Below are 22169 nucleotides of genomic sequence, written 5' to 3'. Positions count from 1 at the left end.
ATGGCTACCGAGAAGGATCGGCCGTGGGTGATGCGGACGTATGCGGGGCATTCGTCGGCGGCGGAGTCGAACGCGTTGTTCCGGCGGAACCTGGCCAAGGGGCAGACGGGCTTGTCGGTCGCCTTCGACCTGCCCACGCAAACCGGGTACGACGCCGATCACCCGCTGGCGAAGGGTGAGGTCGGCAAGGTCGGCGTACCGATCGCTCATCTCGGTGACGTCCGCGCGCTGTTCGACCAGATCCCGCTCGCGCAGATGAACACGTCGATGACGATCAACGCCACCGCGATGTGGCTGCTCGCGCTCTACCAGGTCGCCGCGCAGGAGCAGGGCGCGCTGCCGTCCGAGCTGACCGGTACGACGCAGAACGACATCGTGAAGGAGTACCTGTCGCGCGGCACGTACGCGTTCCCGCCGGACGCCTCGCTGCGGCTGACCACGGATCTGATCGCGTACACGGTCGCTCAGATGCCGAAGTGGAACCCGATCAACATCTGCAGCTACCACCTGCAGGAGGCCGGCGCGACCCCCGTGCAGGAGCTCGCGTTCGCGCTGTCGACTGCGATCGCCGTACTGGACCGGGTCCGGGACGGCGGTCAGGTGCCGCCGGAGCGGTTCGGTGACGTCGTCCAGCGGATCTCGTTCTTCGTGAACGCCGGGGTGCGGTTCATCGAGGAGACGTGCAAGATGCGCGCGTTCGTCCAGCTCTGGGACGAGCTGACTTTGGATCGGTACGGCGTTTCGGACCCGAAGGCCAGGCGGCTGCGGTACGGCGTACAGGTGAACTCGCTCGGGTTGACGGAGGCGCAGCCGGAGAACAACGTCCAGCGGATCGTGCTCGAGATGCTCGGCGTGACGTTGTCGAAGAACGCCCGTGCACGGGCCGTGCAACTGCCGGCCTGGAACGAGGCTTTGGGATTGCCGCGGCCGTGGGACCAGCAGTGGTCGCTGCGGATGCAGCAAGTGTTGGCTTACGAGTCCGATTTGCTCGAGTACGACGACATCTTCGACGGCTCGCACGTGATCACGGCGAAGGTTTCCTCGTTGGTCGACGGTGCGCGTGAGGAGATCGATCGCGTGCAGGCGATGGGCGGCGCGGTCGCGGCTGTAGAGAGCGGCTACTTGAAGCAGGCGTTGGTGGCATCGCACGCCGAACGCCGGCAGCGGATCGAGTCAGGCGAGCAGGTCGTCGTCGGCGTGAACAAGTTCGAGAACACCGAGCCGTCGCCGCTGACCGCCGACCTCGACACCGCCATCCAGACGGTCGATCCGGCGGCCGAATCGGCTGCTTTGGAATCGCTGGTCTCGTGGCGCTCCTCGCGGGATTCGGGGGCAGTCGAGGCGGCGCTTCTGAAGCTGCGTGAGGTGGCGAAGGGGACGGACAACCTGATGCCGGCGACCCTGGAGTGCGCCCGTGCGGGGGTGACGACGGGGGAGTGGGCTGGGGTTCTGCGCGAGATGTTCGGCGAGTACCGCGCGCCGACCGGGGTGTCCGGCTCGGTTGGCGTCTCCGGCGGTGGCGAGGCGATTGCCGCCGTACGCGCGAAGGTCTCTGCGACGTCCTCGGAGTTGGGTGGGCGGTTGCGATTCCTGGTTGGCAAGCCCGGTTTGGACGGTCATTCGAACGGTGCTGAGCAGGTCGCCGTACGCGCGCGTGACGTCGGCTTCGAGGTGATTTATCAAGGCATCCGGCTGACCCCCGAGCAGATCGTCGCCGCTGCGGTCGCCGAGGACGTGCACTGCGTCGGCCTCTCCATCCTGTCCGGCTCCCACATGGAACTGGTCCCCCAGGTAGTCGCGGGCCTGCGGGAAGCCGGTCTCGAAGACGTCCCAGTCGTCGTAGGCGGCATAGTCCCCGACGCCGACGCCCGAGCCCTGCAGGCAGCCGGCGTCGCCGCCGTCTACACCCCCAAGGACTACGACCTGACCGGCATGATGTCCGACGTCGTCGACGTCATCCGCCGAGCCAACAAACTGTAGGAATTTCCTTCCCACACGTGCCACCCGCCGCTCCTCCGCCGTGCTTTGCGGGCGTGGTAGAAGGAGTACATGACCGCTAACAGCGCAGGGCCGACTCGGACACTCTCGAATGGTGCGGAGATTCCGCTGCTTGGGTTGGGAGTGTGGCAGGTGCGGGACGGCCGGGAGTGTGAGCAGGCGGTCACGTGGGCGCTGGAGAAGGGGTATCGGCTGATCGACACGGCCCAGGCGTACCGGAACGAGACGAGTGTGGGGCGGGCGATCGCCAGCAGTGGGATCCCGCGGGAGGAAATCTTCCTCACCACGAAGTTCTACCCGGGCGGCAAGGACGCGCGGGTCGAGGCGGAGAAGAGCTTGGCCCGCCTCGGAACCGAGTACCTCGACCTCTACCTGATCCACTGGCCGCAGGGTGGCCCGACGTGGGCTTGGCCCGGCATGGAGGCGGCCGTTGAAGCCGGCCTGACCAAAGCCATCGGCATCTCGAACTTCAGCGCCTCCGAGCTCCAGGAGCTCTCCAAGGTCAGCCAGATCCAGCCCGCGGTCAACCAGATCCAGTTCAGCCCCTTCGAATACCGCCGAGGCCTTGTCGATGCCTGCGAGGACGCGAACGTACTCGCGCAGGCCTACAGCCCACTCGGCACCGGCCGCCACCTCGGCGACCCGGTCGTCGCCCGGATCGCATCCGCCACCGACCGCACCCCCGCCCAAGTCCTCATCCGCTGGGCACTCCAGAAGCGCTTGTCGGTCATCCCCAAGTCAACCCACCACGACCGCATCGACCAAAACTTCGACGTCCTCGACTTCGAACTCGACGACGAGTCCATGGCGGCACTCGACGCCCTCGACACCACCAACCAGACCGCCGACGCATTGTCCCGAAACCAGAAATGGTGGTCCTGACCCGGCTCCCAAGATCCACGCCGTCCCAGAAGCAGATGCCGGGTCATGCTCCGAGCTCAGCGTCTACCAGGGCCAAGGCATTGCGGAGGCCCTGCTCCAGGAGGTTGTCGGAGAGCTGTCGGTCGGTCAGAGCCCGGGCGAGTTGTAGCGTCCCGACCATCAGGCCGAGGAGGCTGAGCGCCTTCACGCGGGCCGAGGCCGGATCCTCGGGTGTCATGCGGGCGGCGAGGCCGTCGATGACGACCAGCACGCCGTCGGTGTAGGCCTGCCTGATTGCGTCGTCGCCGCTGCGCGCGATCTCGTCGAGCAGGGCGGCGTTGGGGCAGCCGTCGACGGGGTTGTCCCGGTGGTCGGGCGAGAGGTACCAGCGCACGATCTGTTCGAGGCCGGCTCGGCCGGGCTCGGCCTGCGCGACGAGGTTCGCGTGCAGTGTGTCCAGTTCGTTGGCGATCGCGGCGGCGACGAGGCTGTCCTTGGATTCGAAGTGGGCGTAGAAGGCGCCGTTGGTCAGGCCCGCGTCCTTCATGAGCGTCGCGACTCCGGAGCCGTCGATGCCGTCCCGCTTGAGCCGTCGACCGGCGGTGGCGATGATCCGCTGCCTGGTCTCCTGCTTGTGTTCTTTCGTGTACCGCACCACGCGTTCCTCCTCCAGCTCGGTCGGGGCTTGGCTCCGCTGGCCAAGGTCAGTGTGCCGCCCGGCTCGACGAGGTTCCGGGACGCCGTGCTCGGACCTCGTTGTCCAGCGACCCGGAGTAGCCCTCGGCCGCCTTGTTGTATGAGTGGTTCGTTCTATTCGTTTGAACCGCCGCCGATGCGACCCTCGCGCAGTGCGCGGGCGTACGTCTTGGGGTCCAGCAAGGGCAGGTCGCCTGTCGCTTCCGTTGCGACGACGTATTCGAGCATCCGCTGCTGGGCTTCTTTGGCCTGATCCCTCACGAGGAACTCCGCGTGCTCGAGCTGCAGGCCGTCCAACAGCGGCATCGAGGCGCCGAAGTACACCGACCGCTTGATCGCCCCGAGCGACTTCTTCGACCGCAGGCTCAGGTATTCAGCTCGCTCAATCGCGCGCTCAAGCACCCTGTTCTGCGGTACCACTTCGTCGACAGCACCGAGCGCGAGGGCTTCTGCAGGGGTGAACGGCTTGCCCTCAAGGATCGCGGCCAGCGATTGCCGGGAGCCGATCAAGCGAGTCAATCGCTGGGAACCCCCGCCGCCCGGGGTGAGCGCGAGCAGCACCTCGGTCAGGCCGATGACAAAGTCTCCATCTGCCATGATCCGCACATCACATGCCCAGGCGAATTCCGCGCCGATGGCGAGCGCCGAGCCGTTGAGTGCCGCGATGAAGATGGTGCCGCTCGCGTTCATCTTCAGGAACGTCGCGTGCAGGCCATCCAGTTGCAGGAGGGTCTTCAGCTTGGTCTTGCCCGCGAGTGACCTGATGCCCGGCATCTTGTTGACAGCGGTCGCTAGGCGAAAGACAAACCCCGCCGTACGGGTATTGATGGGTGGAAACCCGACACCGCCCTCTTGGAGCCAGGTGATGTCTGCGTGGCTCAAGAATCGGTCGGGATGGGCTCCCGTGAACACGACGGCGTGGATGCTGGGATCCTTGTCAGCCCTGTCGACGAGTCTGCCGAGTTGAGCCGCCATGCCTGGATCCAGCAGCGCATGCTCGCCGCCATCAATGCGCACAATCAAGGTCGTGCCGTGTTCTTCTATTTCCAGTCCTGTTTTGGCTTCGGACGTCATGATTTGTCTCTCCGTGGTTGTCAATCTCCCCGACGGACCCAAGGCGGGCGATCAGGTCGGCATCCGGTTGAATCTGCGGATGACGCGGTCGAAGACCCGGGCCGGGGCGACGCGGTACACCGCGTTGATGGTCCGGGCGGTCGTGCCGGCGGTGCGCCGTAGTTTCGGGTTCCGGTCGGTGGCCGCCGCGACGATCACCTTGGCGACGACGGCGGGGTCGTCGCCGCTGCTGAGGTTCTTCTCCAGCAGCTCGTCGTAGTTGCGGCGTCCCGCCGCGTACAGCGGCATGGGGGTGTCGGCCTCCACGCTGTGGCCTGCGAACGGAGTGTTGATCGGGCCGGGCTCGACGAGCAGGACCCGGACGCCGTACTCGCGCACCTCGTGGTCCAGCGACTGGGAGTAGCCCTCGACCGCGTGCTTGGTCGAGACATAGACGGTCATGAACGGGCTGGGAACGAACCCGCTGAGGGACGAGACGTTGATGATGCGTCCGCGGCCCTGGGCGCGCATGTGCGGCAGGACCGCCTTGGTCATCCGCATGACGCCGTAGACGTTGATGTCGAAGATGTCCTGCGTCTGGGTGATCGAGAACTCCTCGGCTGCGCCGGTTGAGCCGACGCCGGCGTTGTTGACCAGGACGTCGACGCGGCCGAACCGGTCGATCACCTGCTTGACCGCTGAGGCGACCGATTCGTCGCTGGTCACGTCGAGGTCGAGGTAGGTCACCCCGGCAGGCGGCGTGGCGCGCGCGGTGTTGCGGCCGGTTCCGATCACCTCAAAGCCCGCGGCGGCCAGCGCGATCGCTGCCGCCTTGCCGATGCCTGAGGTGGCACCTGTTACGAGCGCGACCTGCCGAGTTGCTGCCATCACGGGGCTCCCTTGGTTTGAATTACGTTCGTATGTCTTACGTTCGTACGACCATAACGGCGGGCAGCAAGGAGCGCAAGCAGTGACGCGCACCAACCGCCCCCGCCGGTGACGACGGGGGTCTCCTAGGTCTTGGTCTGCTACGCGGCGGCTGCTTCGGCACCGCGTCCGCAAGCGTGCAGACCGCCGGGCGACGAGCCCGCAAGGTGCGTTGGATGGGCGGGAGCGGGCGTAGCTGACGCGACGGAGGAGCGGTCGCGTACCACGCGTGGGGAGAAACCTCTTAGCCGGCTGACTTTTCTTTGATGAGGTCTTCGACGGCGCTGGGGATGGTGGTTTCGAAGTCGAGGAGTTTGGCCCAAGTGAGGGTGATGGTGATGACGGCCATTTGGTCGTAGAGGCCCTTTACGCCGGCCTCCCAGTCCGGGTACTGCTCGTCGGTCATCACCTTGTGGCCGGCTACCAGGTAGCCCTCGGGGACGCCGTCGACCAGTTCGACATCGGCGGTGCCGCGGAGGAGGAGGACCTTGGGTGGGAAGGCGCCGGTGTCGATGGTGAGGGCGACCTTCGGGTTCTTGCGGAGGGCGGCGACCTTGGCGGACTTGGGGACGGTGGCCATCAGGATCTGCTCGCCCGAAGTCCAGAAGCCGATCGGGATCGCGCGCGGGTCGCCGTCCAGGCCGACGTACGCGAGCCGGGCCGGCTCGGGGCCGTTGAGCAGCTGCTGTGCGTAGGGCTTGGCCAGTACCGCGGCGATTTCTTCCCTGGTCATGGTGCGCATCCTTCCGTCGGGTTGTTGTTCTGACCAGGGGACGGAGCTGGGTTCGGTTTCTCGACATGGGCAATTCAAGAAAGATAACTACCTGACTAGACAACTCAGTGGTAGCTTCTTTGCCACAACTGGCTGCCACCGCCCGGTGGCTGATTGTGGTGGGGGATGCCATGACTGCACAGATAGCGGCTGGCTTCAGCCGGCGGCAGGAACTGTCCGAACTCGAGAAACTGGTCCGCGAACTGCTTCCGGACAAGGTCGCAGAGGCCTATCTGGAGCTGACGATCATCGGCGGGCGTCCCGCTCACGAGAACGATCCAGTCGATCAGGAACTCGTGAATCGCCGCTTGGCCTATCTCCAATGGAGCCCGGAGGCAGTCCTGCTTCGGCCCGTCGACGCTCTGATTGCGGTCACCGGCCTGCTCACCCTGGTGCATCGTGAGCTCACCAAGCAACACGAGCGCCTGCTGCAGGGGTACGTCGCCGCCGCCGAGGTGCATCAACTCCAGCTGCACGACCGGCAGTCCGGTGAGGTCTCGTCCGTACTCGCGCAGGTGCTGACCGATCCGGATGAGATCGTCGAACGCTGAACCACCTCGATCCACACGGTCCAATGCACCTATCGCTCGATCGCGGTCAACGATCCCGATCAGCCCGCGCCGGTGCTGCCGTCACCACTCAACAGCCAATGCTCGAGCATGCATTTCCGCGAGTTGTGTACGCCGAACTACCTCGCCGACCCACGTGGCGCGGAAGCGATCCGGGCCGCGGTCGAAGCCGGTGTCGAAGTGCGCACTGTCCAGGATCTTCCGGCCCGGATGGTGATCGTCGACGACCACCTCGCGGTCGTGGGCCTGGTGCCGCCTGGCACTGCCGGTGCCTTGCTCGTCCGGTCCGCTGTGCTGATCGCGGCGTTGACGCAGTACTACGACCAACTCTGGGCCACTGCGACTCCCGTCGTACCAATCGCAAGGCAGGGAAGGGGACTGGGCGCGACCGAGCGGGAAGTGCTGGCGTTGCTGGCGCATGGGCTGAAGGACGAGGCGATCGCGCGGCATCTGAACCTCAGCGTTCGTACCGTACGACGGCACATCTCCGCCGTGATGGAGTTCGTCGACGCGCCCACTCGCTTCGCCGCCGGCGCCGCCGCGCAACGCCTCGGCCTGCTCAGCTGATGGCCAATTAGGGAAGTTGTCCACTTTTTCCCTGTTGGTGGAGCGTGCTGCGGCCCACGCTGGTGGGGTCCGCCCCGACGTTCCCGCCCGTACGTCGTCCCCAGCAGCCGATTCGCCTTTCGACGCAGGCGTTTCCGGCTGATCCGGCGTGCCCGGGAACGGCAACCCCTGAGAGGTTGATCATGTCCGCATTCCCGAGGTCGCGCCCGCTGCGCGTCTTTCCGGGGCGCCGCTCGGCGCGCTGGATAGCCGTCAGCGCAGGGTTGGCGCTGGTCGCGACGCTGCTGGCGCCGCCCGCCCAAGCCGGTACGACGGAACGGGCCGGTACGACGGAACAGGCCGGTACGACGGATCAGGCCGACACCACCGCCGACCTGCCGCTCGAGCGACCCGACGAGGCGTCCGCGGCGATCGCCGCCCGGGTCACCGGCAAACCAGTGCTGATCACCAGCCGCACTACCGAGACGACCGAGTACCGGGCGATGCCCAACGGAACCATCGAAGCGACGATGGCGGCCGGCCCGGTCCGGATGAGCGACGCGGCCGGCCGCTGGACCGATGTCGACGTCTCGCTCGTCCGCCGTCCGGACGGCACAGTGGCGTCGATCGCGCATCCCTACGGCCTGAAGTTGTCCGGCCCAGCAGGCAATGGTGACCATGAACTCGTGTCGATAGGTGCCGAGGGCAAGCGTTCCGCGCTCGGCTGGTCCGGCCCGCTCCCCGCCCCTGAGCTGGCCGGCACCATCGCCACCTATCGGGACGTCAAGCCCGGCGTCGACCTGGTCGTCGAGGCCACTCGGACCGGCTACCAGCAGCACCTGCTGGTCAAGAACCGTGCCGCGGCCACGCAGCTGAAGCAGATCCGGATGCCGTTCAAGATGGCCGGCCTGACCGCGAAGCCGGACGGCAAAGGCGGTCTCGCCGTCCGCGCCGGCGCCGAGCAGTACGACGTACCGGCGCCGATGATGTGGGACGCGACCGTCGACTCGGCTTCGGGTGAGCACACCCGTCGCGCGCCAGTCGGGCTCGGGTTCGCCAAGGACGCGCTGCTGCTGACCCCGGACGCGGCGTTCCTCAACGATCCGAACACTGTGTACCCGGTGACTATCGACCCGTCGCAGAGCACCGGCTCGAGCTTCGATGCGTTCGTCGAGAACACCTACACCAGCGACCAGTCCGGCGCGACCGAGCTCAAGCTCGGCACGCACGACGGCGGGTCCACCAAGGCGAGGTCGTACCTGCGGTTCGACGGCCAGGAATGGCTGTGGGACAAGCAGATCCAGGGCGCGACGCTGAGCCTGTGGGAGCACCACTCCTACTCGTGTACGGCGAAGGGCTGGGAAGCCTGGCGTACGCCGGAAGAGTCGAGCACGATCCGCTGGTCGAACCAGCCGGCGTGGATCGAGCGAGTCGGCACATCGACGCAGACAAAGGGTTTCTCGAGCGCCTGTGGCGACGGCTGGGTGACGATCCCCGTGACGGCCGCCTTCCAGTACACGGCCACCAACAAGCTGACCAAGACCAGCATCGGCATCAAGGCCGCCAGTGAGACGGACAGCTACGGCTGGAAGCGATTCGCCTCCCGTGACGCGGCTGCGAACCTGCCGTCGGTGACTGTGGTCTACCAGACCAAGACGACGGTCGACGCCGTGGCGACTGCGCCCGACACCACCTGCGCGACGGGCGCGACCCGGCCGTACATCTCCAGCCTGACGCCGCAGTTGCGGGCGCAGATCAGTGACAGCCTGGCCTCATCGGTCTACGCGACCTTCGAGTGGAAGGTGGTCGGCGCGTCCACCAGCACCACGACGACTGAGGGTCCTGGTGCCTCCGGCTCGTGGCTGGGCTCGACCATCCCCGACGGTGCGTTCACCGAGGGCAGCAGCTATGCCTGGCGCGTCCAGGGCTCCGACGGTACGACGGCCGGCGCGTGGTCCGACTGGTGTGAGTTCACCGTGAACACCATGTCCTTGGCAGTAGCGCCGACTATGGCGTCGCGATGACAGGGCCGCCCGCACAACGGGCGGCCCCACAGTCTTACGTCAGCGTCGGCAGCAGCTCGCGCAGGTTGGTCATCACGTGGTTGTGCAGGCTGGTGCCGTAGGAGATGCGGGTCGCGCCCGCGGCGATCAGGTCCGCTTGCGACGGCCCGGTGGGTGTCGCGTGCGCGTTGATCGGGCCGCCGATGCCGGAGACCAACTCGGGCAGGACGTCCAGGGGCGCGAGGATCGGGTAGACGCAGTCGGCGCCGGCACGGCGATAGATCCGGCCGCGCTCGATGGCGTCCGCGAGCTCCCCACCGCGCACGAAGTTGTCGACGCGGGCGTTGATCACCAGATCGGCGCCGGCGGTCGCGCGTACCTCGGCCAGGTAGTCGGCCTGCTCGGCCGGATCCGTGAGTATGCCGTCGACCGAGTCCTCCAGATTGCAGCCGACCGCGCCGGCTTCGAGGAGCCGCTCGACGAACTCCTTCGGCGGCAGGCCGTAGCCCGCCTCCATATCCGCGGTCACCGGGACGTCGACCGCGCGGACGATCCGGGCGACGGCGGTGAACATCTCCGCCGGTGGAGTCAGTTGCCCGTCGTCGTACCCGAGGACTCTGGCGACCGCGCCGCTGCTGGTGGCGATCGCGGGGAAGCCGAACTCGGCGACGATCCGCGCGCTGACCGGATCCCAGGCGTTCGGAAGGATCAGCGGCGTACCGCCGTGGTGCAGTGCGCGGAAGGCCTCGGCTGTGGAGGTCATGGCTTGTAGTGGCCGGGCTCCATGCGGCCGGTGACGCCCACGCGAGTCCACATGTTGATGGTGATGATCAATGCGATCAACTGTGCAAGGTCCTTGTCGTCAAAGGCCTTCGCCGCGAGGTCGTACACGTCGTCCGGGACGTGATCAACACTGATCAACGTGATTGCCTCGGTCAGCTCCAGTGCGGCCTGCTCCTGCTCGGAGTAGAACTTGCGTGCCTCGCGCCAGACCGGCAGCAGGCTGATCCGCTGCTGGTCGTCGCCGGCGTGCAGCAGGTCGAGGGAGTGCATGTCGGTGCAGTAGGCGCAGCCGTTCAGCTGGGAGGCCTTGATCCGGACCAGGTGCGCCAGCTTGGGGTCGAGCCCCGCGTCGGACACCGCGTCCAGCGCGATCATCGCCTGGTAGAAATCGGGAACCAGATTGGCGAGCTTGACCCGCCGCGTCGTCGTTGTGCTCATGCCGACCACGCTAGGCGCCGATCGGCCCAGATCCTTGGTCCACTTCCAGCAAGAGTCCAGGGGCCAATTCCGCTCGTGCGGAACTGCCCCTGGATCTCTCCCCGGCCTGGGCCAGGTGTCGGTCAGCTCGAATCTCCTTGATTCACTGTTCATGGCCGACGCCGGCCAGGTGGCCGCCGTCGGTTTCCCAGGTGTCTTCCTGCCCTGCCTGCGGTGTTTGAGGCGTCTGATCGTTGACGACGCTTGCGACGATGTGCTGGGCGTGGATCCGGTTGCCTATGGTGGCGGCGAGGGTCATCGCGGTGTCAGCTGTCGCTGACTCGGTGCCCGGTGGGATGACCGCCAGATCGACGCGGGCACCGGCCCGCCCGGACAAGGCTGTCAGCAGACCGGCGGGCTGGCTGGCGAAGTAGCCCAGCCGCACAAGTCGTCCATCCACGGCCAGTCGACGCGGATGGCTGTCCCGTCGTTGCCGTGGAGCATCAGTCGCGTGATCGCACCGTGGACAGCATCCAGGGCCAGGACGAGACCGGGAAGCTCGGCGACGGGATCCGTCGACCGTGGCCACCAGGCACCATCGAGGAGTTCGGCCGCGGCACCGGGCTGCAGTCGCAGTCGTGGTGTCGACGGCTCAGTGGTGGACATGACGGTCCTGCCGTCATTGGCGGTGATTGTCATGGCGAGAGCCTCAGTTCTTGCTGCGGCGCACAAGGCGGCGCAGCTGGGTCATCCGGGCGGCGCCGATCGTCGTGGCCACGATCGTCGTGGCGACTCCGGCGATGAACAGGGCCAGGGCGAGCGGCACAGAGCCGTCCATCCAGAGGAAGTTCACGTCGACGCTGCCGGTGTTCTGCAGCATGAAGATGATCAGTACGACGAAACCCAGGACAGCGGCGCAAATCCCGAGCCAGGCGCTGCTGATCCGGGTGCGCGGCACCCGAGCCGGCAGCGGCTTCGAGAGCTCGTCAACGGCCGACCGCGGCGTGGCTGTGACTGTCGCTGCTGTCGGGGGCTTGGGCGCTGCTGCCGGAGGTTCGGGTGTGGTCCGGGCGCGGTGAAGTATGGACATGACATCCCCTGCGGGAGAGCCGGTGTGGCTGGCACCTCGAGGTGGGATGTCGTCGATTCCGGAACTATTTCGACTGTACGCCTGTCTGCACCGGAAATCGCACGCCGCGGCTCGTGCAGGCGGTCAGCCGGGGTGGCCAGGCAGCGACTGGGCGAGGGCGTCGAGGATCAGGTGGAGGCCGAACTCGAATTCGTCGCCGAAGTCGTAGCCGGGCTGGAGGTAGTACTCGGTCGCCATCTCCACCAGATGTGGATACTCACCGGTGGCGAAGTGCTCCATGATCGGCTCGGCAACCTCCGCCACGGTTTCGGGGCCTTCGAATGGCAGGGAGGCCTCCTGTACGGCGAACCCGTACACGTAAGCGTCCAGCAGAGCGTAGGCATGGGCGGTCATCGCCCTCGAGAAGCCGGCCGCTCGCAGGGTGGCGATGACCGCGTCGTGGTGGCGGAGCGTGGCCGGGCCGGGGGTCGTCCGCGACTCCATCAGTGCGATCGCCCAGCTGTGGTGCCTCAGCACCTGCCGGGCCGACGTCGCGCGCCGGCGGATCTCTGTGCGCCAGTCACCGTCGGCCGCCGGCAGCTCGATCTGGCTGAAGACGAAGTCGACGATGCCGTCGAGGATCTCGTCCTTGTTGGCGACGTGGTAGTAGACCGACATCGGCTTGACGCCGAGCTCTTGGGCGAGCGAGCGGATCGTCAGCGACCCGAGTCCGCCCGCGTCGGCCACCGCGACGGCGGCACTCAGCACCCGGTCCCGGCTGAGCCGAGGGCGTGGCTCCTGGGGCTCAGATCTTTCCATCCACGGACCATAGCAGTTTCGTACAAAGTACGATACGGTGGCCGTACTTAGTACGAAAGACCATCGGCGCTGGGGGCGCCGACATCAGCACCGCCCCTAGAGCACCAGAGGATCACCATGGCCATCAGCGCCACCCAGACCACCATGCGAGCGATCCTGCAGGACTCGTACGGCGAAGCCGACGTCCTGCGCTTCGGGTGGATCGCACGACCCGGGATCGGCGACAACGAAGTGCTCGTTCGCGTGCACGCGGCCGGCCTGGACCGCGGCACCTGGCACCTGATGACGGGCAAGCCCTACCTCCTCCGCCTCGCCTTCGGCCTCCGCGCGCCGAAGAACCCCGTGCCGGGACGAGATGTCGCCGGCACCGTCGAGGCCGTCGGCTCAGCGGTGAGCAAGTTCTCCGTGGGTGACGAGGTGTACGGCGTCGCGCCCGGCTCGTTCGCCGAGTACGCCGTGGCCCGCGAGGACAAGCTCGCCCGGAAGCCGGCGAACCTCTCCTTCGAACAGGCCGCTGTGGTCCCGGTCTCGGCGCTGACCGCCCAGGACGCGGTGACCGTCGGCCGGATCGGGCCCGGCCAGCACGTGCTGATCACCGGAGCCTCGGGCGGCGTCGGCAGCTACGCCGTACAGCTGGCCAAAGCTGCCGGCGCGGAAGTCACCGGCGTGGCGAGCACAGCCAAGCTCGATCTGGTGCTGGCCCTCGGTGCCGACCACGTCATCGACTACACCCGCGACGACTTCGCCGAGAGCGGGAACCGCTACGACGTGATCATCGACATCGCCGGCAATCCGTCGCTGTCCCGGCTACGGCGCGCGCTCACCGCCACCGGGACTGCCGTCCTCACCGGTGGTGAGGAGGGCGGCAGCCTGACCGGCGGGATGAACCGCCAGCTGGGCTCCCTGATCCTGTCGCTGTTCGTCCGCCAGCGGCTGACCATGTTCATCAACAAGGAACGCGGCAGCGATCTCGAACGGCTCACCGATCTGATCGAGGCCGGCAAGGTGACGCCTAGCGTTGACAGGACCTACCCGCTCGAGCAGGTCCCGGACGCCATGCGCCACCTCGAAGCCGGCCAGGTGCGAGGAAAGGTCGCCATCACCGTCTGAACAATGCGCCCTAGCTCGCGTAGCGGCGGAAGATCGCGACCGAGTTCGAGCCGCAGGTCTTGCCGTAGATGCAGTCCTGCAGGATGAGGGTGTCGGCGGTGCCGGTGCCGAGGGTGAACTCGCCGTACGCCGAGCCCTTGGCGCCGGTGGTGCGCATCAGGCTGGATTCCTCGATGAACTTGTTGGTCTGCTTGTCCCAGCCGCGGATCCGGGCGGCGGCCTTGTTGCCGTCGGTCTTGGTGTCGTAGAGCCAGACCCGCACGTGGTACAGCTGGTTGGCGACGTCGCGGCGGCCGATGATCTTGACGTAGACACCGGGGACGTTCCGGGAGTAGCTGGTGTCGGCGTAGAAGTAGCCGTTGCGCCAGTACGCGTAGGCGTTGGCGGTGGGTGTGCTGACGATGCTGATACCCGCGGCGGTGGCGAGGGCCATGGCGGCGGCGATGAGTTTGCGCTTCATGGTCCTGACCCTAGGTACGGCGGAAGCTGTCGGTGCCGGCCTGGCAGGAAGCGGTCACGCAGTAGGGTCCGATTCATGGAGAGTACGGCGGGTGGCGGTGCGGACCTCCACTTGGACCTGGCCGCGACACGGGGACGCAACGACCTGGTCCGGGCGTTGCACGACTCGATCCGCAGCGGGCGGCTGCCGGCGGGGACTCGGCTGCCGTCGTCGCGATCGCTGGCTCGCGATCTCGGCATCGCTCGCAACACCGTCGCCGATGCGTACGGTCAGCTCGTCGCCGAGGGGTGGCTGACCGCGCGGCAGGGGTCCGGGACAGTCGTCGCCAACCGCGCGGCGGTGCCGGCGGATCTCACGCCCGTTGCGTCGCAGGGCGTCGTACCCAAGGGGATTTATCGGTACGACCTGATGCCTGGGTCGCCGGATGTGTCGACGTTTCCGCGCGGTGAGTGGCTGGCCGCGGCGCGGAAGGCGTTGCTCTCGGCACCTAATGAGGCCTTCGGGTACGGCGATCCGCGCGGCCGGACCGAGTTGCGCCGGATGCTCGCGGACTACGTGGCCCGGGCTCGCGGTGTACGGGCCGATCCGGAGCGGATCGTGATCTGCTCGGGGTATGTGCAGGCACTGAGTCTGCTGAGTGAGGTGGTACGGGCGCAGGGCGGGACGAGGATGGCCGTCGAGGAGTTCGGCTACGACTTGCACCGCGACGTGATCCGGTCGCGCGGTCTCGAGCCCGTGCCGCTGGAGGTCGACGAGCTGGGTGCTCGGGTGTCGCAGCTGTCCGGGCAGGCGGCGTTGCTGACGCCTGCGCACCAGATGCCGACCGGCGTGCCGCTGGCGCCTGAGCGTCGTACGGCTGCTGTCGAGTGGGCGCGGGAGGCGGGCGCCGTACTGATCGAGGACGACTACGACGGCGAGTTCCGCTACGACCGGCAGGCGGTGGGAGCCTTGCAGGCGTTGGATCCTGAGCGCGTCGCCTACACCGGGACCGCGAGCAAGAGCCTCGCGCCCGGCTTGCGGCTCGCGTGGATGGTGTTGCCGCAGCACCTGCTCGAGCCGGTGATCGCGGCCAAGCGTACGGCGGACTTCCAGACCGCGACGCTCGACCAGTTGATCCTCGCCGAGTTCATTGCCTCAGGCCACTACGATCGGCACGTACGACGCTCTCGCCTGCACTACCGCCGTCGTCGCGACCGCCTGGTCGAACTTCTCGCCGTCCGCGCCCCGAACGTCCGCGTCGCCGGCATCTCCGCCGGTCTCCACGTCCTCCTCGACGTCCCCGGCGACGCCGAAGACATCGTCAGCCGAGCCGCCCGCCAAGGCCTCGGCCTCGCCACCCTCAGCCGCTACCACGTCAACCCCACCCGCACCACCCGCCAAGCCGTCATCGTCGGCTACGGCACCCCACCCGACCATGCCTACCCCGGCGCCCTGGATCTCCTCTGCCAAGTCCTCGGCGTCTAACCCCGACCCGCCGCCCGCCAGCGCGGATCCGCCACCCATCCACGACTCGATGACACCCTCCGCCGACGGTTTCGCTATCCGGCGCGCCTCCCACGAACCGTCCGCTTTCAGGACCAAAACCACCGTGGGCCCGCCTCACTAGCGGGTTGTTTGATCGCTAGCCCCTAAACAAAGCGGCAGCGATCAAACAACCCGTTATCGGGCGGCGGCCAGCACGCTTACGCAGCCCGCAGCCGCCGCCCGCACCGCAGCGCCTGTGGATAACTCGAGCCGGAGATGCATGCGGACGGATAGACTCAAGCAAGGAAGGTCAGGGGGCGCGGGCAAGGTCAGGAGCGCACGGCTAGCTGATCGCTGCGGCGAGGGCGCGGATGTCGGTAGGCCCGACGCGGCAGCAGCCGCCTATGTATGTCGCGCCGGCGGCGAGCCAGTCCGACGCGAGCGTAGTGGGGCTGGTGGAGGAGCCGGTCCAGTGGCGGCCGCCGGCGTCCCAGGTTTCGCCGGAGTTGGGGTAGGCGACGGCCGGTTTGCCGGTGACCTCGACGGCCGTCTCGACCGCGGCCCGGACGTCCTCCGGCGCGCAGCAGTTGATGCCTACGGCAACCACTGGGTCGATGGCGGCGACGGCGAACGCGTCGGCGAGCGGTTGGCCGGCGCGGGTGTGAGAGCCTTCGATGGAGTACGAGAACCAGGCCGGGAAGTCCAGCTCCGCCAGCAGTTCCACCAGTACGGCGGCCTCGTCGACGTCGGGGATCGTCTCGACCGCGAGCAGGTCGGGGCCGGCGTCGATCAGCAGCTCGAGCCGGGGCCCGTGGAAGTCGCGGAGGGTCGCCGCACTCACGCCGTACCGGCCGCGATACTCCGACCCGTCCGCGAGCATCGCGCCGTACGGGCCGACCGAAGCAGCCACCATTCGCTGCCGTCCGTCAGCCATGGAGTCCCGCACCTCGCGGGCGATTCGGACGCTGCTCGCGATCAGCCGCTCGGCCTCGCCCCGCGGCACCCCCGCGCGCTCGAAGCCGACCACGCTCGCCTGGTACGACGCCGTCGTCGCCACCAGCGCCCCGGCGTCGTAGTACGCCCGATGCACCGCGGCGATCTCGCCCGGCGCATCCCGCAGCAACCGTGCCGACCACAACTGATCGGACAGGTCGTGGCCGCGCTCTTCCAGCGCGTTCGACATCCCGCCGTCGAGGATGATCGGGTGCTCAGATTCCATGGATCAGCTCGAAGACTTCGTCGGCGCAGCCCCAGGAGAGGGTGACGCCGGAGCCGCCGTGGCCGTAGCAGTGGACGATGGGCTCGCCGCTTCGGGTTCGGACGAGTTCGCAGCGAATGGTGGGGCGGGTTGGGCGGAGGCCGACGCGGTGGCGGAGGACTTTTGCCGTGCGGAGTTGCGGGACCAGTTCGGCGGCGCGGGTGAGGATCTGGTCGGCGAGGGCGGGATCGACGGCGAGGTTCCAGTTGCCTGGTTCGCTGGTGCCGCCGACGACGATGTCGTGTTCGCGCGGTACGACGTACGTGAGGTCGTCCGGCGCGCGTTGAGCGATCAGCCACTCCGTGAGACCGCACTGCTCAACGGTCATCACCTGACCGCGGACCGGCGTGACGGTCGGGTCCGACGCCGTGAGACGTGCCCCGAGCCCCGCGCAGTTGACGACCACATCGGCCGTGGTCGGGAGCGCCGAGAACGCCGCCCGCGTCAGCGTGCCGCCGGCCTGCTCCAGCCGCTTGATCAGCGACTGCAGGTAGATCGGCATCTCGATCACCGGCGAGGTGAACGCCCACCCGTCCTCGAAACCGGTCGGCGGCGACGCGACCCGGCTCAGATCAGGCAGTACGTCGGCCCACCGCGGATCCGGCGACCGCCGGACCAGGAACTCCCGGCCGTGCCGCATCCGGACCGAAGGCTCGAGCTCGGCCAGTTTGGCGAATTCCTCGTACGTCGTCCTGGACCAGCCGACGACTCGATCCTCGGGCGCGGACAGGTACGGGTACCAGAGCGCGGCCGCAACCGCCGAGGTCGTCTCCAGCGGGAGGTCCCGGGCGAAGACGGCGACGTCGTACCCGCCCTCGGCCAGCCGCACGGCACAGGTCAGCCCGATCACGCCCGCACCCACCACGATCACGCGCATCCACAAATTGTTGCGCGCCTACCAGCATCACGCCACCGCAACCGACTGGTTGCCCCCGGCGACGATCAGTGCAGGTCGACGGCGAGGGAGTAGAAGCGGGTGATCTGGGTTGCACCGTTGTTGTCGTCGGAGAGGAGGTAGAGCTGGCGGCGGCCGCCGGGCAGGTAGCCGCCCAGTGCGAGGGCTTCGACGTTGTCCAGGAGCGGGTTCGGCTGCGGCTGCTTGGCGACGGCGCCCGACGGCGGGCAGTCGGCCAGGTCGAAGAGCAGCTTCTTCTGCAGGAACGGGGCGTCGTCCGTCAACGCGGTACGCGCCGTCACATCGACAGCGTGGCGTAGTGACACAGTGAAGATTCGGATCGTGTTCCCGACGCCCGGTACGAACGTGCGCTCCATCGACACCAGCTCGAACGGGTTCACCACCGCGAGCTCGACCAGCGACAGGCCCGGGTCGGTCTTGTACGCGTACTGCGCGACCGGCCGGTAGTCGTGGCCTGGCAGACCGGCGTACCGGATGATGCGGTTGCGCGACCGCCCGTCGGCGTCGGCGCCGTCGGGGGCGAGCGGCCCTTCCATCCCGGCGAAGAGCGACAGCCCGTCGTGCGAAACGGCGAGCGACTCGAAGGTCGCGTTGGCCGTCGCCTCACCGGCTGGAGCGACCTGGAAGCGCGAAGGCACCGGCAGCGAGCCGATCTGCAACCCGTCGGACAGCCGGAAGCGTCGGATCGACGGTTCACGCTCGGAGGTCGCGAGGATGGTCCGGTCGCCGCGCTCGACGACCAGTCCCTCGCCGTCGAAGTCCGCGCCGGTGTACGGCGTACCGTCCGGCCGCCGCAGGATCGTCAGACCGTCGACGCTCACCGTCGGCGTGCTGCTGATCTTCAGCTGGAACACCCGCGCCGGCGTGGTCTGCACGTTGTCCACCAACGCGACCGCGCTGTCCCGCCCGGTCACGTTCAACGCCGACAGCCCGGCGACGATCTGACCGTCGTACGTCGTCTTGTCCAAAGTGTCGCTGAAGCCGATGAACCGCGCGTCCGGTGAGCAGGCTCCACCAGTAGCGACAGCCGAGGCAGTCAGACCGACAGACAACGTGGAAAGGACAACAGCAGCGGCGAGCGGCTTCTGCCAGCGCATGGCATTCCTCCGAGGCGAGTCACAACGACAGACCGATCGAAACCTACCCCGGGCAACACCAGGTGAACATCACCGCACCAGACAGGGCCGCTTCGGGTCGAACACCCAGTCCTTGATCAGGTACTGCATCGCCACCGCGTCATCCCGCGCCCCGAGTCCGCGCGACAGATACAACTCGTGCGCCGCGCCCAACGCATCCCGATCCAGCTCGACTCCGAGGCCGGGCTTCGACGGTACGGCGATCGCCCCGTCCACAATCTGCAACGGATCCAACGTCAAAGCCTGACCGTCCTGCCAGATCCAATGCGTGTCCAGGGCGGTGATGTCGCCCGGTGCCGCCGCGCCGACCTGGGTGAACATCGCGAGTGAGATGTCGAAGTGATTGTTCGAGTGCGAACCCCAGGTCAGCCCGAAGTCGTTGCACAGCTGCGCCACCCGCACCGACCCGCTCATCGTCCAGAAGTGCGGATCCGCCAACGGGATGTCGACAGCGTCCGCGCGTACGGCATGCGCCAACTCCCGCCAATCGGTCGCGATCATGTTCGTTGCCGTCCGCAGCCCGGTCGCCCGCCGGAACTCCGCCATCGTCTCCCGGCCGGAGAACCCGGGCTCGGCACCGCATGGATCCTCGACATACGCGAGTACGTCGTCCAGCCCGGAACACAGCGCGATCGCCTCCCGCACCGGCCACGCGCCGTTGGGGTCGACCGTGATCCGCGCCGCCGGGAACCGCTTCGCCAGCGCGCGTACGGCGTCGATCTCCTCGGCGCCGGCGAACACGCCGCCCTTCAGCTTGAAGTCCGCGAACCCGTACCGCTCCTGCGCCGCCTCGGCCAGCGCGACCACCGCATCGGGCGTCAACGCTGCCTGCCGCCGCAGCGCAGACCAGCGATCACCGAAGCCGTCACCGGTCAGATAAGGAAGGTCGGTCAAGCCGGTATCGCCGACATAGAAGAGATAACCGAGCACAGGCACAGAAGTCCGTTGCTGCCCGTCGCCCAACAGCTCAGCCACCGGTACGCCGAGATGCTGCCCGAGCACGTCGAGGAGTGCCGACTCCAGTCCGGTCACCGCGTGGATCGTCGTACGTAGATCAAAGGTCTGCAGGCCGCGGCCGCCGGCGTCGCGGTCGGCAAAGGTCTGGCTAACGCGTCGGAGCAGCTGGCGGTAGCGGGCGATCTCCTGGCCGATGAGGAGCTCCGCGGCGTCGGAGATCGTCGACGCGATCTTGGAGCCGCCCGGGACCTCGCCGAGACCTGTATTGCCCTCGCTGTCGGTCAGGATGACGACGTTGCGGGTGAAGAACGGTCCGTGCGCGCCGCTCAGATTGAGCAGCATGCTGTCGTACCCGGCCACGGGCACAACCTCGACGGACGCGACGGTCGGAGTCACTTCACTTTGCCGATCAGGTCGGTGAGAAGGGCTACTTCATCATCGGTCAGATCCTGCAGGGGTGGGCGGACCGGGCCGGCAGCGCGGCCGATCGCGGTGACGCCGGCCTTGACGATCGAGACGGCGTACCCCTTCTGGCGGTCGCGGATGTCGAGGTACGGGATGACGAAGTCGTTCAGCTTGCGGTAGACGGACTCGCGGTTCTCGGCCAGGACGTCGGCGTAGAAGCCGAGCGCGAACTCCGGCACGAAGTTGAAGATCGCCGACGAGTAGGTGCTGACGCCGAGCTGCAGCAGCGGCAGCGCGAAGGTCTCGGCGGTCGGCAGGCCGCCGATGTACGTGAGCCGGTCGCCGATCCGCGCGTAGATCCGGGTCATCATCTCGATGTTGCCGACGCCGTCCTTGAAGCAGACCAGGTTCTCGTTGCGGTCGACCAGTTCGGCGACGGAGAAGTCGTTCAGGATCGCGTTCGCCCGGCTGTAGACAGTCACTCCGAGGGACGTACTGCGGCAGACGGCCGACACATGCTCGATCAGACCGCGCTGTCCGGCCTCGGTGAGGTACGGCGGCAATAGCAGCAGACCGTCGGCACCAGCGGCCTCGGCGGCCTGTGCCTGGGCGATCGCGCTTGCCGTACCACCGGTCGCGGGTGCGAGCACCGGGACTTTGCCGTTGACCTCTGAGACCGCCGTACGTACGACGGTGTCGATCTCGGCTGGGGTCAGCGAGAAGCCCTCGCCGGTGCCGCCGGCGGCGAAGAGACCGGCGACGTCGTACTGGCTCAGCCAGGAGAGGTGGTCGCGGTAGCCGGCCTCATTGAAGCTGAGGTCGGCGTTGAAGTGCGTGACTGGGAAGGAGAGAAGACCGGTCTTGAGCTGAGCGGCGAGGTCCGACGGCGCGTAGTGGGTCACGCTCGTCAGCGTAGGAAGCGGTTCAGATGCCTGTCCAAGATCCTTTTTGGATCTATTGATGCTCTGAGGGTATCGACGGGTCGTCGAGCTTCGCGAGCACCCGGCGCAGGACTGGGCTGGTGGAGTCCCGGTTCCAGATTGCGTGGAGTTCTACGGGCTCGCCGGATCCTGCGAGTTCGCAGTACGTGACGCCTTCGACGCCGAGGTTGCGGGCTGAGGCCGGTACGAGCGCCACGCCTCGACCGGCCGCGGTGAGCAGGATCACCGTGAGAATCTGCTGGACCCGCTGCTCGATGCGGGGATGGGAGTCGGCGAGGAAGCGGACTGTGAGTTCGTGGAAGTAGCGGGCCTGGCTGGGGGAGTAGCTGATCACCTGCTCGTCGGCGAAGTCGGACGGCGACAGCGGCCGGTCGAGGGTCGCGAGGCGATGGTTGCTCGGGACAACGGCACAGAGCGGCTCCCGGAACACGATCCGGGAGTCGAGCACCCGGGAGTCGACCGGCGGCCGACCGAGCCCGAGATCCAGCTCGCCGCGAAGCAGGCCGTCGATCTGCGCCGGCGTGACGCGCTCGTGCAGGATCACGTCGACATCGGGTAGCGCTTCGGACATCCGGCGCAGCAAGGGACCCAGCGTCCGGATCGCCGAAGTGGCGGTGAAGCCGAGTCGCAGCGTCCCGGCCGCGCCCTGGTCGACTCGCCGAGCCAGGTCGCCCGCGGTCTCGACCAGCGCGAGCAGTCGGCGGGCCTCGGTCAGGAACGCCCGGCCGGCCTCGGTCAGCACCACGCGGCGGTTGTCACGCTCTAGGAGTCGCACGCCGACCGCACGTTCCAGCTTCTGGACCTGCCGGCTGAGCGGGGGCTGCGTCATGTTGAGTCGCTCGGCGGCGCGGCCGAAGTGGAGTTCCTCGGCAACGGCGACGAAGGCGCTCAGCTGGTCGAGCGAGAACATGATGCTCGCAAGGTATCACTCGATGCCTTATCGGCCTTGGACAGGCATTATCAGGCCTCCCTACGCTCACGCAATCAAGCCGGGTCAGCACTCCCCGCG

24 protein-coding genes are annotated in these 22169 nt (G+C 67.6%); 7 read left to right on the top strand and 17 right to left on the bottom strand.

Features of this window, described 5'->3' with window-relative positions:
• Positions 1–1980 (top strand): protein meaA, encoded by a 1980-nt coding sequence (locus tag EV646_RS27690; protein ID WP_132153629.1) that lies wholly within the window; start codon positions 1–3, stop codon positions 1978–1980.
• Between the two features lie 69 nt (positions 1981–2049).
• Positions 2050–2880, top strand: a complete 831-nt coding sequence (locus tag EV646_RS27685; RefSeq protein WP_132153627.1) for an aldo/keto reductase — start codon at positions 2050–2052, stop codon at positions 2878–2880.
• Between the two features lie 43 nt (positions 2881–2923).
• Here the strand turns inward: EV646_RS27685 and EV646_RS27680 are convergent, their stop codons facing one another.
• The 4 genes from EV646_RS27680 to EV646_RS27665 form a co-directional block, all read right to left on the bottom strand.
• Positions 2924–3517 carry a TetR/AcrR family transcriptional regulator gene (locus EV646_RS27680; RefSeq protein ID WP_132153625.1) on the bottom strand — a complete coding sequence of 198 codons (594 nt, stop codon included), beginning with the start codon at positions 3515–3517 and terminating at the stop codon, positions 2924–2926.
• 152 nt (positions 3518–3669) lie between these two features.
• Positions 3670–4629 carry an enoyl-CoA hydratase/isomerase family protein gene (locus tag EV646_RS27675; protein WP_132153623.1) on the bottom strand — a complete coding sequence of 320 codons (960 nt, stop codon included), beginning with the start codon at positions 4627–4629 and terminating at the stop codon, positions 3670–3672.
• Positions 4630–4680: 51 nt separating this feature from the next.
• Complete coding sequence (locus tag EV646_RS27670; RefSeq protein WP_199237228.1) at positions 4681–5496, bottom strand: oxidoreductase; 816 nt, start codon at positions 5494–5496, stop codon at positions 4681–4683.
• 283 nt (positions 5497–5779) lie between these two features.
• Positions 5780–6268: a pyridoxamine 5'-phosphate oxidase family protein gene (locus tag EV646_RS27665; RefSeq protein WP_132153619.1), complete on the bottom strand. Its 489-nt coding sequence runs from the start codon at positions 6266–6268 to the stop codon at positions 5780–5782.
• A 170-nt stretch (positions 6269–6438) separates the two neighbouring features.
• Here EV646_RS27665 and EV646_RS27660 point away from each other — a divergent pair, with 170 nt between their 5' ends.
• From EV646_RS27660 to EV646_RS27650, 3 genes are all read left to right on the top strand, one after another.
• Positions 6439–6858 carry a hypothetical protein gene (locus tag EV646_RS27660; RefSeq protein ID WP_132153617.1) on the top strand — a complete coding sequence of 140 codons (420 nt, stop codon included), beginning with the start codon at positions 6439–6441 and terminating at the stop codon, positions 6856–6858.
• 108 nt (positions 6859–6966) lie between these two features.
• Positions 6967–7443 carry a helix-turn-helix transcriptional regulator gene (locus tag EV646_RS27655; RefSeq protein WP_132153615.1) on the top strand — a complete coding sequence of 159 codons (477 nt, stop codon included), beginning with the start codon at positions 6967–6969 and terminating at the stop codon, positions 7441–7443.
• A gap of 182 nt (positions 7444–7625) precedes the next feature.
• Positions 7626–9446: a DNRLRE domain-containing protein gene (locus tag EV646_RS27650; protein ID WP_132153613.1), complete on the top strand. Its 1821-nt coding sequence runs from the start codon at positions 7626–7628 to the stop codon at positions 9444–9446.
• Between the two features lie 34 nt (positions 9447–9480).
• Here the strand turns inward: EV646_RS27650 and EV646_RS27645 are convergent, their stop codons facing one another.
• The 6 genes from EV646_RS27645 to EV646_RS27625 all read right to left on the bottom strand — a co-directional run bounded on the left by EV646_RS27645 (position 9481) and on the right by EV646_RS27625 (position 12513).
• Positions 9481–10188 (bottom strand): isocitrate lyase/PEP mutase family protein, encoded by a 708-nt coding sequence (locus EV646_RS27645; RefSeq protein WP_132153611.1) that lies wholly within the window; start codon positions 10186–10188, stop codon positions 9481–9483.
• Entirely contained in the window at positions 10185–10646 is a 462-nt protein-coding gene (locus EV646_RS27640; protein ID WP_132153609.1) for a carboxymuconolactone decarboxylase family protein, read from the bottom strand. The genes EV646_RS27645 and EV646_RS27640 overlap by 4 nt, the downstream gene beginning before the upstream one ends.
• A gap of 142 nt (positions 10647–10788) precedes the next feature.
• The gene (locus tag EV646_RS41045; RefSeq protein ID WP_422386730.1) at positions 10789–11070 is read right to left on the bottom strand and encodes a hypothetical protein; all 282 of its coding nucleotides are present in this window, start codon (positions 11068–11070) and stop codon (positions 10789–10791) included.
• Positions 11028–11324, bottom strand: coding sequence for a DUF5994 family protein (locus EV646_RS27635; protein WP_132153607.1), 297 nt, complete (start codon positions 11322–11324; stop codon positions 11028–11030). Before EV646_RS27635 ends, EV646_RS41045 begins: the two co-directional genes overlap by 43 nt.
• Positions 11325–11334: 10 nt before the next feature.
• The gene (locus tag EV646_RS27630) at positions 11335–11715 is read right to left on the bottom strand and encodes a LapA family protein (RefSeq protein ID WP_132153605.1); all 381 of its coding nucleotides are present in this window, start codon (positions 11713–11715) and stop codon (positions 11335–11337) included.
• Positions 11716–11838: 123 nt separating this feature from the next.
• Positions 11839–12513: a TetR/AcrR family transcriptional regulator gene (locus EV646_RS27625; protein WP_132153603.1), complete on the bottom strand. Its 675-nt coding sequence runs from the start codon at positions 12511–12513 to the stop codon at positions 11839–11841.
• A gap of 117 nt (positions 12514–12630) precedes the next feature.
• Here EV646_RS27625 and EV646_RS27620 point away from each other — a divergent pair, with 117 nt between their 5' ends.
• Positions 12631–13623, top strand: a complete 993-nt coding sequence (locus EV646_RS27620; protein ID WP_241996370.1) for an NAD(P)-dependent alcohol dehydrogenase — start codon at positions 12631–12633, stop codon at positions 13621–13623.
• 10 nt (positions 13624–13633) lie between these two features.
• Here EV646_RS27620 and EV646_RS27615 read toward each other — a convergent pair whose 3' ends face one another.
• The gene (locus tag EV646_RS27615; RefSeq protein ID WP_132153601.1) at positions 13634–14083 is read right to left on the bottom strand and encodes a hypothetical protein; all 450 of its coding nucleotides are present in this window, start codon (positions 14081–14083) and stop codon (positions 13634–13636) included.
• A 75-nt stretch (positions 14084–14158) separates the two neighbouring features.
• Between EV646_RS27615 and pdxR the strand changes: the two genes are divergently transcribed.
• A complete protein-coding gene (pdxR, locus tag EV646_RS27610; RefSeq protein ID WP_132153599.1) occupies positions 14159–15547 on the top strand; it encodes a MocR-like pyridoxine biosynthesis transcription factor PdxR in 1389 nt (462 codons plus the stop codon).
• Positions 15548–15890: 343 nt separating this feature from the next.
• On the opposite strand, the gene mmuM is transcribed toward pdxR, so the two are convergent.
• The 6 genes from mmuM to EV646_RS27580 form a co-directional block, all read right to left on the bottom strand.
• Positions 15891–16766: a homocysteine S-methyltransferase gene (gene mmuM, locus EV646_RS27605; RefSeq protein WP_132153597.1), complete on the bottom strand. Its 876-nt coding sequence runs from the start codon at positions 16764–16766 to the stop codon at positions 15891–15893.
• The gene (locus EV646_RS27600; protein ID WP_132153595.1) at positions 16756–17682 is read right to left on the bottom strand and encodes an FAD-dependent oxidoreductase; all 927 of its coding nucleotides are present in this window, start codon (positions 17680–17682) and stop codon (positions 16756–16758) included. The genes mmuM and EV646_RS27600 overlap by 11 nt, the downstream gene beginning before the upstream one ends.
• A gap of 65 nt (positions 17683–17747) precedes the next feature.
• Positions 17748–18818: an esterase-like activity of phytase family protein gene (locus EV646_RS27595; protein WP_132153593.1), complete on the bottom strand. Its 1071-nt coding sequence runs from the start codon at positions 18816–18818 to the stop codon at positions 17748–17750.
• A 69-nt stretch (positions 18819–18887) separates the two neighbouring features.
• Positions 18888–20210, bottom strand: a complete 1323-nt coding sequence (locus tag EV646_RS27590) for an enolase C-terminal domain-like protein (protein WP_241996369.1) — start codon at positions 20208–20210, stop codon at positions 18888–18890.
• On the bottom strand, positions 20207–21121 hold the full coding sequence (kdgD, locus tag EV646_RS27585; RefSeq protein ID WP_132153591.1) for a 5-dehydro-4-deoxyglucarate dehydratase: 915 nt from the start codon (positions 21119–21121) through the stop codon (positions 20207–20209). The genes EV646_RS27590 and kdgD overlap by 4 nt, the downstream gene beginning before the upstream one ends.
• Before the next feature lie 52 nt (positions 21122–21173).
• Positions 21174–22070, bottom strand: a complete 897-nt coding sequence (locus EV646_RS27580; RefSeq protein WP_132153589.1) for a LysR family transcriptional regulator — start codon at positions 22068–22070, stop codon at positions 21174–21176.
• Positions 22071–22169: the final 99 nt, after the last annotated feature.

The organism is Kribbella antiqua (assembly GCF_004345665.1).
Classification (GTDB): domain Bacteria; phylum Actinomycetota; class Actinomycetes; order Propionibacteriales; family Kribbellaceae; genus Kribbella; species Kribbella antiqua.
Note: the sequence above shows the minus strand (reverse complement) of the source record. Positions and strands in the feature narration are given on the sequence as shown.

Bases quoted from the DNA above. Each gene is read 5' to 3' on its own strand.
- EV646_RS27690 (WP_132153629.1), top strand. From the start codon at position 1: ATGGCTACCGAGAAGGATCGGCCGTGGGTGATGCGGACGTATGCGGGG.
- EV646_RS27685 (WP_132153627.1), top strand. From the start codon at position 2,050: ATGACCGCTAACAGCGCAGGGCCGACTCGGACACTCTCGAATGGTGCG.
- EV646_RS27630 (WP_132153605.1), bottom strand. From the start codon at position 11,715: ATGTCCATACTTCACCGCGCCCGGACCACACCCGAACCTCCGGCAGCA.
- EV646_RS27655 (WP_132153615.1), top strand. From the start codon at position 6,967: ATGCATTTCCGCGAGTTGTGTACGCCGAACTACCTCGCCGACCCACGT.
- mmuM (WP_132153597.1), bottom strand. From the start codon at position 16,766: ATGGAATCTGAGCACCCGATCATCCTCGACGGCGGGATGTCGAACGCG.
- EV646_RS27665 (WP_132153619.1), bottom strand. From the start codon at position 6,268: ATGACCAGGGAAGAAATCGCCGCGGTACTGGCCAAGCCCTACGCACAG.
- EV646_RS27615 (WP_132153601.1), bottom strand. From the start codon at position 14,083: ATGAAGCGCAAACTCATCGCCGCCGCCATGGCCCTCGCCACCGCCGCG.
- EV646_RS27635 (WP_132153607.1), bottom strand. From the start codon at position 11,324: ATGACAATCACCGCCAATGACGGCAGGACCGTCATGTCCACCACTGAG.
- EV646_RS27675 (WP_132153623.1), bottom strand. From the start codon at position 4,629: ATGACGTCCGAAGCCAAAACAGGACTGGAAATAGAAGAACACGGCACG.
- EV646_RS27660 (WP_132153617.1), top strand. From the start codon at position 6,439: ATGACTGCACAGATAGCGGCTGGCTTCAGCCGGCGGCAGGAACTGTCC.
- EV646_RS27640 (WP_132153609.1), bottom strand. From the start codon at position 10,646: ATGAGCACAACGACGACGCGGCGGGTCAAGCTCGCCAATCTGGTTCCC.
- EV646_RS27620 (WP_241996370.1), top strand. From the start codon at position 12,631: ATGGCCATCAGCGCCACCCAGACCACCATGCGAGCGATCCTGCAGGAC.
- EV646_RS27670 (WP_199237228.1), bottom strand. From the start codon at position 5,496: ATGGCAGCAACTCGGCAGGTCGCGCTCGTAACAGGTGCCACCTCAGGC.
- EV646_RS27625 (WP_132153603.1), bottom strand. From the start codon at position 12,513: ATGGAAAGATCTGAGCCCCAGGAGCCACGCCCTCGGCTCAGCCGGGAC.
- EV646_RS27650 (WP_132153613.1), top strand. From the start codon at position 7,626: ATGTCCGCATTCCCGAGGTCGCGCCCGCTGCGCGTCTTTCCGGGGCGC.
- EV646_RS27580 (WP_132153589.1), bottom strand. From the start codon at position 22,070: ATGTTCTCGCTCGACCAGCTGAGCGCCTTCGTCGCCGTTGCCGAGGAA.
- EV646_RS27600 (WP_132153595.1), bottom strand. From the start codon at position 17,682: ATGCGCGTGATCGTGGTGGGTGCGGGCGTGATCGGGCTGACCTGTGCC.
- pdxR (WP_132153599.1), top strand. From the start codon at position 14,159: ATGGAGAGTACGGCGGGTGGCGGTGCGGACCTCCACTTGGACCTGGCC.
- EV646_RS27645 (WP_132153611.1), bottom strand. From the start codon at position 10,188: ATGACCTCCACAGCCGAGGCCTTCCGCGCACTGCACCACGGCGGTACG.
- EV646_RS27595 (WP_132153593.1), bottom strand. From the start codon at position 18,818: ATGCGCTGGCAGAAGCCGCTCGCCGCTGCTGTTGTCCTTTCCACGTTG.